The 13,678-nt window shown below is 50.8% G+C and carries 14 protein-coding genes; all 14 read right to left on the bottom strand.

Features of this window, described 5'->3' with window-relative positions; translation table 11 throughout:
* Positions 1-4 precede the first annotated feature (4 nt).
* The gene (locus JJQ72_RS09250) at positions 5-823 is read right to left on the bottom strand and encodes a TIGR00282 family metallophosphoesterase (protein WP_243895989.1); all 819 of its coding nucleotides are present in this window, start codon (positions 821-823) and stop codon (positions 5-7) included.
* Positions 824-891: 68 nt separating this feature from the next.
* Positions 892-2,430: a ribonuclease Y gene (rny, locus tag JJQ72_RS09245; RefSeq protein ID WP_138227779.1), complete on the bottom strand. Its 1,539-nt coding sequence runs from the start codon at positions 2,428-2,430 to the stop codon at positions 892-894.
* Between the two features lie 326 nt (positions 2,431-2,756).
* Entirely contained in the window at positions 2,757-3,482 is a 726-nt protein-coding gene (locus tag JJQ72_RS09240) for a regulatory protein RecX (RefSeq protein WP_208203469.1), read from the bottom strand.
* Positions 3,483-3,599: 117 nt separating this feature from the next.
* On the bottom strand, positions 3,600-4,661 hold the full coding sequence (gene recA, locus JJQ72_RS09235) for a recombinase RecA (protein ID WP_138226054.1): 1,062 nt from the start codon (positions 4,659-4,661) through the stop codon (positions 3,600-3,602).
* 236 nt (positions 4,662-4,897) lie between these two features.
* Entirely contained in the window at positions 4,898-6,157 is a 1,260-nt protein-coding gene (locus JJQ72_RS09230; RefSeq protein ID WP_208203468.1) for a competence/damage-inducible protein A, read from the bottom strand.
* Between the two features lie 94 nt (positions 6,158-6,251).
* The gene (gene pgsA, locus JJQ72_RS09225) at positions 6,252-6,842 is read right to left on the bottom strand and encodes a CDP-diacylglycerol--glycerol-3-phosphate 3-phosphatidyltransferase (RefSeq protein ID WP_138226056.1); all 591 of its coding nucleotides are present in this window, start codon (positions 6,840-6,842) and stop codon (positions 6,252-6,254) included.
* 190 nt (positions 6,843-7,032) lie between these two features.
* Positions 7,033-7,527, bottom strand: a complete 495-nt coding sequence (locus JJQ72_RS09220; RefSeq protein ID WP_138226057.1) for a YajQ family cyclic di-GMP-binding protein — start codon at positions 7,525-7,527, stop codon at positions 7,033-7,035.
* 150 nt (positions 7,528-7,677) lie between these two features.
* Complete coding sequence (locus JJQ72_RS09215) at positions 7,678-7,848, bottom strand: DUF4175 domain-containing protein (protein ID WP_138226058.1); 171 nt, start codon at positions 7,846-7,848, stop codon at positions 7,678-7,680.
* Positions 7,849-7,973: 125 nt separating this feature from the next.
* The gene (locus JJQ72_RS09210; protein ID WP_138226059.1) at positions 7,974-8,945 is read right to left on the bottom strand and encodes a helix-turn-helix domain-containing protein; all 972 of its coding nucleotides are present in this window, start codon (positions 8,943-8,945) and stop codon (positions 7,974-7,976) included.
* Between the two features lie 41 nt (positions 8,946-8,986).
* A complete protein-coding gene (locus tag JJQ72_RS09205) occupies positions 8,987-9,754 on the bottom strand; it encodes a DUF3388 domain-containing protein (protein WP_208203467.1) in 768 nt (255 codons plus the stop codon).
* Positions 9,755-9,950: 196 nt separating this feature from the next.
* The gene (locus tag JJQ72_RS09200; RefSeq protein ID WP_138226061.1) at positions 9,951-10,205 is read right to left on the bottom strand and encodes a DUF3243 domain-containing protein; all 255 of its coding nucleotides are present in this window, start codon (positions 10,203-10,205) and stop codon (positions 9,951-9,953) included.
* Between the two features lie 131 nt (positions 10,206-10,336).
* The gene (gene ymfI, locus JJQ72_RS09195; protein ID WP_208203559.1) at positions 10,337-11,101 is read right to left on the bottom strand and encodes an elongation factor P 5-aminopentanone reductase; all 765 of its coding nucleotides are present in this window, start codon (positions 11,099-11,101) and stop codon (positions 10,337-10,339) included.
* On the bottom strand, positions 11,098-12,384 hold the full coding sequence (yfmH, locus tag JJQ72_RS09190; protein ID WP_208203466.1) for an EF-P 5-aminopentanol modification-associated protein YfmH: 1,287 nt from the start codon (positions 12,382-12,384) through the stop codon (positions 11,098-11,100). Before yfmH ends, ymfI begins: the two co-directional genes overlap by 4 nt.
* Positions 12,385-12,387: 3 nt before the next feature.
* Entirely contained in the window at positions 12,388-13,671 is a 1,284-nt protein-coding gene (yfmF, locus tag JJQ72_RS09185; RefSeq protein WP_243895988.1) for an EF-P 5-aminopentanol modification-associated protein YfmF, read from the bottom strand.
* Between the last annotated feature and the right edge of the window lie 7 nt (positions 13,672-13,678).

Here is a 13,678-nt window from a genome sequence, read left to right as displayed (position 1 = left end):
TATTTTAATCCATCTGCCATTCATCTTCGTAACGGCGGATTTTTTCAATTTTTATGGCACGGCCGGTCGCATCGTCAAGCTTCACGAACACACCATGAAGATGCCATTTCCCTTCATCCACCACAAAGCGTGCCGGAAGCTGTGTCTTGAATTTATACAGCACACTGTCCCGCTGCATTCCCAGCACACCTTCCTTGGAGCCAACCATGCCGGTGTCTGTAATATAAGCTGTTCCTTCCGGCAGGATTGTGTCGTCGTTGCTTTGCACATGCGTATGAGTTCCAACGACAATGGATGCCCGTCCATCCAGATGCCAGCCCATAGCAATTTTTTCCGAAGTCGCCTCGGCATGAAAATCCACCAGGATATGCTTGTGCTTCTGCTTCAGTTCATCCACAATCTCATCGGTAGTCCGAAACGGACATTCGATCGCCGGCAGAAAGGTCCTTCCCTGCACGTTGATGATCGCCAGCTCCTTGCCGTTAGCTTTAACGACCGTGTAGCCTCTACCTGGAGTGCCTGCCGGGAAGTTAGCAGGGCGAATCAAACGCGGCTCATCGTCAATAAATTCAAAAATGTCCCGGTTATCCCACGTATGGTTGCCCATCGTAATGCCATGCACGCCCCAATTGAAGAACTCATTCGCAATGGCTGAGGTAATCCCTCTGCCGGATGCTGCATTTTCACCGTTAACGATAATAATATGCGGATTGTACTTGGATTTCAGTGCCGGCAATGTCGCTCGAAGTGCTTTTCGTCCTGTGCTGCCTACAATGTCACCGATAAATAATACGTTGATGCCAATCACTCCTTGTGGGTTCATCTCTTACGTCTCAGCTCAGACATTTAAAAAAGTGGCCGAATTCCTCGGCCACTTCAGGGGTCCATTGCTTATTTAGCGTAATCCACCGCGCGCGTCTCTCGAATGACCGTAACCTTGATATGACCTGGATAATCCAGTTCATTCTCGATCTTCTTCGTGATGTCACGTGCCAGGCGGAATGCTTCCGCATCATCAATCTTCTCTGGTTGAACCATGACGCGAACCTCACGGCCCGCTTGAATCGCGTAGGACTTCTCCACGCCATCAAAGGATTCTGTAATCCCTTCAAGCTTCTCCAGCCGCTTGATGTACGTCTCCAGCGTTTCTCGTCTTGCGCCCGGTCTCGCTGCAGATAAAGCATCTGCTGCTCCGACGAGCATTGCAATCACGGATGTGGCTTCGCAATCACCGTGGTGAGATGCGATACTGTTGATGACCACCGGATGCTCCTTGTACTTCTTCGCGAGCTCGACACCGATTTCCACGTGTGATCCTTCCACCTCGTGATCCAGCGCCTTACCAATGTCATGCAGCAAGCCTGCCCGCTTCGCCAGAGTAATATCTTCTCCCAGCTCGCCAGCCATCAGGCCTGTGAGATACGCGACCTCCATGGAGTGCTTCAGCACGTTCTGGCCGTAGCTTGTACGGAATTTCAGGCGACCGAGAATTTTGATCAGATCTGGATGCAATCCGTGAACGCCAACCTCGAAGGTGGCCTGTTCCCCGTACTCCCGGATACGTTCATCCACTTCCTTCCGGGATTTCTCCACCATCTCTTCGATGCGGGCCGGATGGATACGTCCGTCCGCGACCAGCTTCTCCAAGGCGGTGCGAGCAATTTCGCGCCGGATCGGATCAAAGCCAGACAGAATCACGGCCTCTGGCGTATCATCAATAATAAGATCAATACCCGTCAGCGTTTCCAGTGCTCGAATATTCCGACCTTCACGACCGATAATTCGGCCCTTCATCTCTTCATTCGGCAGTGTGACTACAGAAACGGTTGTCTCTGCAACATGATCGGCAGCACAGCGCTGAATAGCCAGCGTAATAATTTCACGCGATTTCTTATCCGCTTCCTGCTTCGCTTGCTGCTCAATCTCTTTAATCATCTGTGCCGTTTCATGGCGAACTTCCTGTTCTACATTGCTAAGAATAATGCTGCGAGCATCCTCCATCGTCAGATTGGAGATCCGCTCCAGCTCTGTGACTTGATTCTTATAAATCAAATCAATCTGCTGTTGGGTTTCATCGATTCGTTTCTCTTTGTTCGCCACTTGCTCTTCTTTACGTTCCAAAGATTCTAATTTTTTATCCAGCGACTCTTCCTTTTGCAACAATCTCCGTTCCTGCCGCTGTATTTCATTGCGGCGCTCGCGGGTGTCTTTTTCAGCTTCGGCTCGAATCTTGTGCACTTCATCTTTCGCTTCGAGAACCGTTTCTTTCTTCAGCGCTTCCGCTTCCTTCTTCGCATCTTCGACGATCTGGACGGCGGCATGTTCCGCACTGGAAATTTTAGCTTCTGCAAGGGATTTGCGAATAAAATAACCGAACCCAAAGAATATAGCGGCTACCAAGAGAACGAGGATCCAGCCCCATACTGGCATCTGCATCTGTGTCACCTCCTCGTTGGTTCCTCCAAGGCATTCCTTGGGAATGTGCAGTTGTCAAAACACCTTAACTTCATTCATAAAATTGCGGCAGAAGCCTCTGCCGTCCACGCAGCACACGGACGTACCACCGTGCATAGCCTGCCTTGCGGCAGCATTGCACTTCACTATGAATTGGTTGAATATGAATCTTTCATAAAAGTCGCTTTTTGGGAAGGAAAAAGGCTTTATGAATGATAACGATTCACTATTTATTTTAGTATTTAGGAAAAGATATTGTCAAGGGAAAGCACAGGGAAACCTCCAGCTGCCCGAACGGCTGCTCAATGAAAGGACTCGTCCTCCAGTTCTTCATCCTGTCCTTCCTCCTGCACCAGCCGATTCACGGTCTTGCGCACCTGGTCGCCCGTGAAGCCCCGGCGCATCAGAAAGGCTCCAGTCTTCCGTTTGCGCTCAAAGATCTCCCCTTTACTCTGCTGCCACTTCTTTCGTCCGATGATATAGCAGCTCTCCAGCTCTGCTTCTTCATCCACTTCATCCAGGGCCTCCGTAATGATCTCGCTGTCAATGCCCTTTTGTTTTAACTCCTGCTTTACCCACATTTTGCCCTTCTTGTGACCGGATATCCGCTGCTCGGCCCACTGCTTTGCATACCAGGCATCATCAATGAGACCTTCCTGGCTTAGCCGCTGCAGTGATTTCTGAATGGCATCCTCGGTCATTCCTTTCTGCATCAGCCGCTGCTGAATCTCCTTCGCCGTTCTCGGCTTTCGTTCCAGAAATTTTAATGATTCCACATAGGCACGCTGTTCTTCGTCAGCCATTACGATGTCCAATAGCTCTGCTTTATGGAAGACAGCATCCTTCGTCATCACATACTTGATCATCACGTCCTCATGCACAGACATACTATACGGTCCAAACCATATAAGATAGCGATGTCTTGGCTTGCGAAGAGCTTCTACAGCTGTAATGATTAGGTCCTCTCCCTCTGGAAAATCCGATAAATCCGTTCCTTCCAGCTGTTGTTCCTGTTGATAACGATGCATGAGTCCTCTCCTTCCAGCTTTGCTGTACCATGACTCCACGTTACAGATGAAAAAAAACACCGTGTTCTTCAACACGGTGCGGGATTTTCACACGATCTACCATGAAAAGGAGATCAATTATTCTGCCTTGAACAATTCCTGTTCTTCCATATCTTCCTGTGCTTTCTCGCTATCGCTCTGCACGGGAACATTCGTTGTCAGGTTACTGGCCTCACGAATCTTGTTCTCGATCACTTCAGCAATTTCCGGGTGCTCCTTCAGGAACTGCTTCGCATTCTCCCGGCCCTGTCCCAAACGATCACCGGAGAAGGAGTACCATGCACCGCTCTTGTCCACAATGTCCAGTTCCGTGCCAATATCAATGAGGCTGCCCTCTCTGGAAATACCTTCACCGTACATAATATCCAGCTCCGCTTGCTTGAACGGAGGCGCTACCTTGTTCTTGACTACCTTGACACGGGTACGGTTACCCACCACGTCGTTGCCCATCTTGATGCTCTCAATCCGGCGCACGTCCAGACGTACCGTAGAGTAAAACTTCAGAGCTCGTCCGCCCGGCGTCGTTTCCGGGTTACCGAACATGACGCCAACTTTCTCGCGCAGCTGGTTGATAAAGATTGCAATGGTCTTGGATTTGCTGATAGCACCCGAAAGCTTACGCAGAGCCTGTGACATCAGACGCGCCTGCAGACCCACGTGGGAATCACCCATATCGCCTTCGATTTCCGCTTTCGGCACCAGTGCTGCTACAGAGTCAATGACAATAATGTCAACCGCCCCACTGCGAACCAGTGCTTCGGCAATTTCCAAAGCCTGTTCTCCCGTATCCGGCTGGGAAAGCAGCAGTTCGTCAATGTTAACGCCCAGTTTGTTTGCATAAGATGGATCCAGCGCATGCTCCGCATCAATGAATGCAGCCTGTCCGCCCACCTTCTGAACCTCAGCGATGGCGTGCAGTGCCACTGTTGTCTTACCCGAGGATTCCGGTCCGTATACCTCAACAATACGGCCTCTTGGAAGTCCGCCTGTACCTAAAGCTATATCTAACGCCAAGGAGCCGCTTGGCACGATTTCAACTTGCATATGAGTAGACTCACCGAGTTTCATGATGGAGCCTTTACCGAACTGTTTCTCAATCTGGCGGAGCGCCATATCCAGCGCAGCACGACGATCTGACAATTCATCCACAACCCTTCAAATGTTGATAACATAATAATACCTTGTTTTGATACGTTTGCCAAGCTTTTTTTCGAACATACATTCGTTTTTTTGTGTGCCGCTGTTTACCCCCTCAAGGAGCCCCGGCACGTGACAAAAAAATAAGAACCGCGGCTTTCCTCTATAGAATGCCACGGTTCTTCCGTATCTCCATTATACCTGTCTGAGGAGAATGCGGCAAGTAAAATGTTAAAATTTTACTGCTCGGTTGCTTTCAAGCGTCTCCACAAACGATACAGCAATGCTTTGGTCGCCCGAACCCGAATCGTCTCCCGATTTCCCTTGATGTGCAGCTCGTGAACCTCTGTCTTCTTACCGCGCTCGGCAATTCCGATATATACAAGCCCGATCGGCTTGCGCTCCGCATATCCCGGACCAGCCACCCCTGTGATCGACAAACCGAAATCACTATCTGTAATCATTCGGATTTGCTCACAGAGCACCTCGGCCGTTTCTGCTGAGACCGCTCCTGCCGCGTTCTCCCCTTCCAGCAAATGTAACGGTACGTTTACCAGCTTATGCTTCATTTCGTTCGTGTAGCAGACCACACCTCCGCGCAGCATTGTGGCACTTCCCGGAATGGACGTCAGCGTTTCCATAACGAGCCCCCCGGTGCAGCTTTCGGCAGCGCTCAGTGTCAGGCCCTGATCGGCCATCAGGTCTACGATCACCTGCTCGATCGGCACATCCTGGCTGGCATACATGTGATCCGGCACGATAGCTTCAATCTCAGCCTGCAGCTGATCCAGCTTCTCCATCGCCTTCAATTCACTGTCTGCTTTCGTGGAAATACGAACCGTAACCTCTCCATCTTTGGCGTATAACGCAATCGTAGGGTCACTCTGGGCCGTAATCAGGTCTGTAAGACGGTCATCCAATGCCGACTCTCCAATGCCGGCGAATTTCAGCATCTTGGAGTAAATAGGCAGCTCATCGGTCAGAACATGCTGCAACAGCCACGGCTTGACCTCCTGTTGAAACATGGGGATCAGCTCTTTGGGTGGTCCCGGCAGCATTATATAATGTCTGCCATCTTTAGACACCGCATTGCCTACTGCAAGCCCGGTTTCATTGTCCAGCGGGGTACCGCCGTCAATGGCCAGTGCTTGGCGCTTGTTGTTCTCCGTCATCGGCTTGCTGCGATCCTGAAAAAAGCGCTCCAGCTTATCCAGCGCAAGACGGTCATAGTGAAGCTTCGTGCCCAAGTATTCGGCCACCGCTTCCTTCGTCAAGTCATCCTGGGTCGGACCCAGTCCACCGGAGAGAATGACAATATCGGCTCTCGCGCTGGATAGCTGCAGCGCTTCCTTCAGACGTGACAGGTTGTCGCCCACAACAGTCTGATAATACACATCGATTCCCATTCCAGCCAGCTCTCTGGATAAAAATTGTGCGTTCGTGTTCACGATCTGCCCCAGCAGCAGCTCTGTACCTACAGCAATAATTTCAGCCTTCATAGCTCCCAGCCTCTCTGTATGTCGTGATCTCAAATTTTATAGCTATACGATGGGCACTTTATGGAAGAAAAAAGCAATAGGATTTCTCCTATTGCTATGACGCGCCAACACCGCGCAAAAGATGCTTGTTCTTTACAAAGTATTCGACTCCGGAGTAAATCGTTATGATCGCTGCAGCCCAGATGGCAATGCGATCAAACGGAATTCCGACAAATACGAACGGAAAATTGTTGATCAACAGCGCCGAGATCGCCACAATCTGAACAATCGTCTTCAGCTTTCCAGAATTTCCTGCAGCTACTACTGCGCCGTCCAGCAAAGCAATCTGCCTCAGGCCTGTAACCGCAAACTCCCGGCTGATGATGACGACCACGATCCATGATTCTACCTTGCCCATTTCGACCAGAGAAATCAGTACCGCCGCAACGAGCAGCTTGTCAGCCAGCGGATCAAGCAGCTTTCCCAGGTTGGTAATCATATTGTGCTTCCGGGCCAGGTACCCGTCTATCCAGTCCGTGCTTGCAGCCAGAATAAATATCAAGGCTGCGATCAGCTGATTAAAGGGCAGCGAGAAGCCCTCCCACACAATCGGCTCCGGATAAAAATCAAAATCGACGAGCAGAAAAATCATCATAACGGGAATCAAGCAAATTCGCGCGATCGTTATGCGATTCGGTAAATTCATGAAACAGCCTCCCTGCAATGGGGTTCTTCTCCTAACGAGCCGTGCCGTCAGCTTCAAGCGAATCGGCTTCCAGCGCCGTAGTTGTATGTAAATGCATAACCTACTGAATGCCTCAATGCCGAGTTTCAGTATAATATTAAGCACTGCACCGTGTCAAAAAGAGAACGAGTTTCTTCCGTGTGAGCCTACATTATGATTTCAGGTTCGTAAATTGAAGGTCCAGCGGCAGATCGGCCTTACGCAGTAGCTGCATAACGTCCTGCAGATCATCCCGGCTCTTGCCAGTTACACGAATCTGGTCCCCTTGAATCTGGCTCTTTACCTTCAGCTTAGAATCACGGATCAGAATGTTAATTTTCTTCGCATTCTCCTGATCAACTCCTTGCTTCAAGGACAGACGCTGACGCACCGTGCCCATGGAGGCCGGCTCAAGCTTGCCGTATTCGACATTTTTCAGCGACAAGCCGCGCTTGACCATCTTGGTCTGTAAAATATCAATGACCGCATTCAATTTATACTCATCATCCGAAACAATAACCAATGCGTCCTTCTCCAGCTTCAGGCTGCTCTTACTGCCCTTGAAGTCAAAGCGGTTCTCAATCTCCCGCTCCGTTTGAGTGACGGCATTGTTCAGCTCCTGCATGTCCATCTTGGATACAATATCAAACGAATTTTCTGAAGCCATTAGCTGTGACCATTCCTTTCAACGACATAATATTTATCTATTATAAGAGATTGTTAGGCATGAAGTCTAATGCCCCTAAATATATACAGCAGAACGGACAGAGATAAACAGCAGCCCCGTCTCCTTCAACGGAAACAGGGCTGCTGCAGTTTAGGACTTTTCGCCGCTGCGGGCAGGCTGACGGAACATATCCAGAACACCAAGCGCAATATGCGCCAGACCAAAGCCCAGAATGCCGTAGCCCCAATCCGAAGGGATCAGATAATAGCCTAACAGGCTGACAATGAAGCCCAGCCCCGTAACGATCCAGCTCACAGTCATAACAAGGCCATCCTTTTCCAAGAGAGTACAGGCAGGTCTGCATCGCAAACCTTATACCTGTTACTCTTCCCGGTGTATGCCAGCCTTATTCAGGCCCGTTGCCAGCACCATCATCACCGGAGAGATCATTCACCGCTAGCTTCAGCATCCACAGGCTCAAAAAACAGTCTCGAGGTGGACTTGCCGTCAGTAACGACCTGTCCTCCTACTTTAATAACTGTCGCTGGAGAGTAGGCTGACTTGATGTACAGCCCCTGAGCATCCATCTCATCGGTGAAAACATCGCCCGCATTCATGTTGCCATAATATAAATTCTCACCCTGAGAATTATAGCCCCGGTAAATTTCAACCCAGCTCGTTCCGCTGGCTGTAATCTCAACCGGTACACCGGCACCCGCAGGGGATGCCACTTTAAAGATCGTATACTTTCCTTCCGAGCGGTCCTGCGTAACAGACACATTCACAGGTTCCTCCTCGGCGGGTTCTTCCTCCGAATTGCCGTCCTCTGCACCGTCTCCGTTGCCCTCAGCATCCTCTCCGGAGCCCTCAGCCGGTTCCTCATCAACAGGCGCATTATCTGTTCCCGCTTCCCCGTTATCCGATGGCTCGGCAGGCTGCTCCCCGCCGCCGCCCTCTCCGGACGCGCCTTCGCCGCTTGGCTGCTCTTGGGCAGGCGGCACAGCTGTATAGCCTTCATTCGGATCACTTTTGTTCGCGAGGAAAGCGTAGTATACGATGACTGCAACGATTAATACCGGAAAAGTCCACATCAATACCGTCGGAAGCCAGCTTGTGTTGCGATCCGAGGAAGCTCGGCTCGAGCGCTTCTGAATAACGGGCTCCATCGTGGCTTCCGGTGCAGCCTTCGGCATATCCTGCTTATGTCCCTCCATCAGCTCATCCGGATTCAGACCCACCGCCTCCGCGTAGGTTTTGATGAAGGCCCGTACATAGAAGCTGCCGGGAAGCACCTTATAATCGCCAGCCTCGATGGCTTCCAGGTAGCGTTTGCGTATTTTCGTTATCTCCTGCACGTCATCCAGACTCATTCCTTTTTGAAGACGCGCTTCTCTCAATTGTTGTCCCAGTTCGGACATGCCATCACCTCCCCTTGGATTTTACGGTGCTAGATCACCCTCTATAGATCATCACTATATGTGCCGGTAATCGTATCATAGAGTATTTCCTCGCCCGGGTTGTTTCGAAGCTCAATAATAATATCAATATCATCATAGCTGTATTCCGATTCCCGAATAAAAATATCCGGATGCTCAATCACCTTCGTGCTCGGGGCGCTCATAATATCCTGAAGCAGCTGATAGTGCCGCTCATTCGAGCGAATCGTGCTCACAATCCCATCAATAATAAAAACATTGGATGGATTCAGCTCTTCCTCCGACAGCTGACTGCGAACCGTTTGACGCAGCAGCGTAGAGGATACAAAAGTCCAGCGCTTCATCGCGCAGACACTGCCGGCGATAATAGACTCTGTTTTGCCGACACGGGGCATACCCCGAAGTCCAATCACCTGATTGCCTTCTCTCTTAAACAGTTCTCCTAAAAAATCCACCAAAAGTCCTAATTCATCACGTGTAAAACGGAACGTTTTGCGATCGTCCGAATCCCGGTCAATGTAACGGCCATGTCGAACCGCCAGAATGTCCACCAGCTTAGGCGGTCTCAGGGCAGTAATTGTAATGTTGCTTACTTTATTCAGCATCTGGCCCATCAGAGAGATTTTCTCATCATCACTTGTCTCGAGCAGCATGCCCCGGGTCTGTCCCTCAACCCCGTTAATGGTCAGAATATTGACCTCCAGCATCCCTAGCATGGATGCGATATCACCCAGCAGGCCCGGTCGGTTCTTATGTATCTTGTACTCCATATACCATTGTTTAGGTTCCACAATTACACCTCATCATTGCTTCTTTCCCATCACATTTCGACAAACTTCAAAGGTAAAAAGTCGAGAAACGGGTCACGTTAATGATATATAAAATGAAAATGAAAGGCAAGGACAACTCTGTAACCTGGGATAAAAAAACCCCCTGAAGCAAGGGGGCTTTTCATGACTTTTGCAAAGCACCGGTCTTAGCGGTGATTTAGGCGTTATTTTTGGCCAGCTTGACCATCAGCTTCGCGATCGTGCGGCGCTCTTCCTCGTTGCCCACATCCCAAATTTCCTTCAGAGCGCGGTTGGAATGGTTGCCGGGATCGACCTTTTCGTCCAGAAAATCACCGATTTCATAGGCCAGCTGAGAAATAGTGTTCTCGTCCATGCCTGCTTTTTCGGCCTGAACGACACGCTCGCCGAGAAACTTTTTCCAGGAATCGAAGTTCTTGAGTACGGATGACATGATGTAAGCCTCCTTGTGATTTCGCATTGGGTGTTAGGGATGAACAATACTAATATGTCCGCCCTCTTCCTCAGCTATGCGTGGGTAAATCCGCCACCCGCAGCATCCAAGTCATGCTTCACCTTGATGGATCAGGTCATCCAGCCACCGTTCGGACTAATGACTTGCCCTGTAATATAACCGGATTCCGGCAGGGCCAGAAAGTACACCAGCGAAGAGATTTCATCCGGCTGGGCCAGGCGCCCGACAGGAATTTCCTCCTCCAGCAGCTTCAAATCGTCTCCCTGAAGATGATCCAGCATTGAAGTATCCACTGCGCCCGGGGCCACCGCATTCACGGTAACACCGGAAGGAGCCAGCTCCTTGGCCAGCGCTTTCGTAAATGCATTCACTCCGCCTTTACTGGTGGAGTACAGCACCTCGCAGGCTGCCCCGGACTGTCCCCAGACCGAGGACACATTAATAATGCGTCCATAGCGCTGGGAAACCATGCGGCCCATAAAAGCCTGAGCGCACAGAAACAGCCCCTTCAGATTGACAGCCATCAGCTCATCCCATTCCTCTTCGGAAACGTCTGACAGCAGGCCATAATGGGCAATGCCGGCATTATTCACCAGAATATCCGGCTCCATCCCGTGGTCCAGCAGCTTCTCCTTCATTCGCAGAATCTGCTCTTTATCCTTTAGGTCGGCAGAGACCGTCAGCACCTTCGCACCGCTCGCCATGCATTTGCGCGCGACCTCATTGGCCGCTTCATGGGAGGCTGAATAATGGATGACGATATTCATGCCAACCGCGGCAAACCGCTCCGCAATTGCAGCCCCGATGCCCCGGCTGGCCCCCGTTACCAGCACCGTCATCTCCCCGATCGGCTTCACCTCTCCCCGTGAGATCATTCCGGGCTGAGTACCAGAGATACGGCCAGCTGATCCCACTGCACATGCTCCTGAAGCCGCTGGTTAACGTCCTCAAGTGTAATGGATTCATAGATCGGCAAGACAGTAAACAGGTTTGCGCCCCGGAATTGGTAGCGGGTAAACTCATGCGCAATGTTCTCCGGCGAGTTAAGCATGCGCAGATACCCGCCCATTTTTTTCTTTTTGGCCCGTTCAAAATCCTCAGCATGAAATCCCTTTGCCTTCAGAGACTCCAGCTCTTGACGAATCCGGCTCAGCAGAAGCTCCGGATCTCTCGTGTCCCCGCCGGCCGCAGAGAATGCATACTGTACCGAGCTGCTGAATTCGTGAGAGAAATTATCCGAAATTAAATCCTCATCATACAGCTTCTGATACAGCTCCGTGCTGGGACTGAATAGTAGATCCAACATCAGCTTGCTGCTCAGATCTCTTCGCAGCTGCTCCTCGGCCCCAAGTCCCGTGACCTTCTCCTTGAAGCCAAACAAGCATTTAGGCAGCGAGACAGCCAATCTGCTTACCTTCCGCTCCTGGAACGGCGCCTGCGGCTCTTCGTCAAAAATACGCCGAATTTGACCCTGCGGCGGGTACGACTTCCGACTCTGGTTCTCTCTGACCATCGCAATGGTCTGCTCCGGGTCTACCCCGCCCACGACGAATAAGAGCATATTGCTAGGGTGATAAAAGGCATTGTAGCAGGTATACAGATCTTCCTTCGTAATCGTTCCGATCGACTCAATCGTTCCTGCAATATCAATATGAACTGGATGCACCTTGTACATCGCTTCAATTAAACCGAAATATAAACGCCAGTCCGGATTATCCTGATACATATTGATTTCCTGGCCAATGATACCTTTCTCCTTCTCTACATTCTCATCCGTAAAGTGCGGAGTCTGCACGAAGTCAATCAAGGTCTCCAGATTATCCAGGACATGCTCGGTAGCCGAGAACAGATAAACCGTTTGATCAAAGCTCGTAAACGCATTCGCCGATGCGCCCTTGGATGCGAACTTGGCGAAGACGTCACCGCCTTCCGGCTCTTCAAACATTTTGTGCTCCAGGAAATGTGCAATGCCATCCGGCACCGAGGTTTCTTCCTGGCCCTGCACCTGGAATCGGTTATCGACCGATCCGTATTTCGTGGCAAAGGTGGCATAGGTCTTCTGGAAGCCGGGCTTCGGCAGCACATAAACATGCAATCCGTTATCCAGCACTTCGTAATACAGTGTCTCCTGCAGGTTGTCGTATTGTATGCGTTCCACCGGCTACTCCTCCTTTTGACCCTTCAGGAAATATATCGTGTCCAGCTGAAAAGAGCTCGCGGCGCGCTGAACATCATCTACAGAAATGGACTCAACCTGCTCCAGCAGCTCTTGGGCCGTGCGTTCTTTTCCGGAAATGACCCGGTTAAAATCATAAGCAATCATCTCAAATGCAGAATCCTGCATTTCCTTCACGACATTGCGGATCATCGCCTTGGTCTGCGTCATTTCCATCTCTGTAATTTGCCCGGAGGCCAAATCCTGAAGCTGCTGTTTAATAATCTCCACAGCCTTCTCATAATTCGGAATCTCTATGCCGGACTGAATCGTAGCAATCCCTTTGTGACCGTCGTAACGGGAGGATGCATAGTACGCCAGACTAGCCTTCTCACGGACGTTCACAAACAGCTTGGAATGCGGATAACCGCCTAGTATTCCGTTATACATGAGTGCAGCAGCGTAATCCTCATCGCGGTATGTGATTGTGCTTCGCAGCCCGAGATTCAGCTTGCCCTGGTTGACATCCAGCTTTTCTACCACGGTCTGCGGCTCCCGGGATCTTGTGGTCACGACCGAGGACTCATACTGGGAAGGCTCAGTGCGATTTATCTGAAAATGCTCCGCAACGAGCTCCTCTACTTGCGATAGATCGGTATCGCCAACCACATATAAATCAAAGACAGCATTCTTCAGCCATTGTGTGTATGCTGCGTACAAGCTCTCCGGTGTGATGCTGTCCAGATCGCTCCGCTGACCCAAAGGATGAAGGCGGTAAGGCTCATCACTGCACATCACTTCCACGCAGCGTTCAGCGGCATAACGGATCTTGTCGTTAATAATCGCTTCCAGCTTCTTCCGCACGGTGTCACGCTCTGTCTTCACATAGGAGCTGCGAAACACTCCCTGCTCCAGCACCGGAGAGGACAATGCTTCCCCTAGAAAGGCGAAGGAAGACTCCAGCAGGCCTTCCTCGCTCTGCACGAATGAATCATTAATCGTATCCATCCGAAAATGAACAATCTGATGGTCGCCCCGTTTATAGACGTCAAAGCCGAAGCCGGCTCCGTACAGCTGCTCCAGACGCTCACGGAAAGCCCGGGTTTCCGGATAGCTGACCGTCCCGCGGCGCAGCACGAATGGAGTCAAGGCAGTGGAAGTCACAGTTTCTTCCGATAGGGAAGTACCGGCATACAGCGAGATGGCAAAAGTCTTAAAGCGCCGGGTGGGCAGCACATGGATCCGTATTCCGCCGACCTGGCCGTGTTCAAATCCCGTTATTGTCGTCAACGTCCAA

The organism is Paenibacillus sp. F411 (assembly GCF_017582705.1).
In the GTDB taxonomy this organism is placed as follows: Bacteria; Bacillota; Bacilli; order Paenibacillales; family Paenibacillaceae; genus Paenibacillus_AQ; species Paenibacillus_AQ algicola.
The sequence above is the reverse complement of the archived record's forward strand: the minus strand, read 5'-3'. Positions and strand labels throughout refer to the sequence as shown.